Annotated in this window: 1 protein-coding gene; it reads right to left on the reverse strand. The window is 63.5% G+C overall.

What is annotated here, in order from left to right; genetic code table 11:
• A partial coding sequence (locus AWB74_RS44930; protein ID WP_143749557.1) for an ATP-dependent metallopeptidase FtsH/Yme1/Tma family protein occupies positions 1-884 on the reverse strand: 884 nt, incomplete at both ends.

Consider the following 884-nt stretch of genomic DNA (forward strand, 5'->3'; position numbering starts at 1 on the left):
CTGATCTGGTCCGCATCGATGGTTTCCCATTCGAGCAGCGCCTTGGTCATCGCCTCGACCTTGTCGCGGCTGTCTTCCAGCAGCTTGCGAGCGAGCGCGTACTGCTCGTCCAGGATGCGGCGGATTTCAGCGTCGACCTTCTGCTGCGTCGCTTCCGACACCGACTTCGCACCCATCTTGCCGAACATGCCGTTTTCTTCGGTATCGACGTAGACCATCGTGCCGAGCACATCGGACATGCCGTAGCGGGTCACCATGTCGCGCGCCATCTTGGTCGCGCGCTCGAAGTCGTTCGAAGCACCCGTCGACATCGAGTTCAGGAACACTTCCTCCGCTGCGCGGCCGCCGAACAGGATCGCGATTTCCTCGAGCATCTTGTCGCGATACAGGTTCACGCGGTCATGCTCCGGCAACTGCCATGTGACGCCCAGCGCCCAGCCGCGCGGCATGATCGTGACCTTGTGCACCGGATCGGCATGCGGCAGCAGCTTCGCCACCACCGCGTGGCCCGACTCGTGGTACGCCGTATTGCGCCGCTCTTCCTCGCGCATCACAGCCGACTTGCGCTCCGGACCCATGAAAATCTTGTCCTTCGCGTCCTCGAAATCCTGCATTTCGACGATACGCTTGCCGCGACGCGCCGCGAACAGCGCGGCCTCGTTGACGAGGTTCGCGAGATCCGCACCGGAGAAGCCCGGCGTGCCGCGCGCGATGACCGATGCGTCCACGTCGTTCGCGATCGGCACCTTGCGCAGGTGCACCTTCATGATGTGCTCGCGACCGCGGATGTCCGGCAAACCGACATACACCTGGCGATCGAAACGGCCCGGACGCAGCAGCGCCTTGTCGAGCACGTCCGAACGGTTCGTTGCCGCGATCACGAT

This window comes from Caballeronia arvi (assembly GCF_001544695.2).
Taxonomy (GTDB): Bacteria; Pseudomonadota; Gammaproteobacteria; order Burkholderiales; family Burkholderiaceae; genus Caballeronia; species Caballeronia arvi.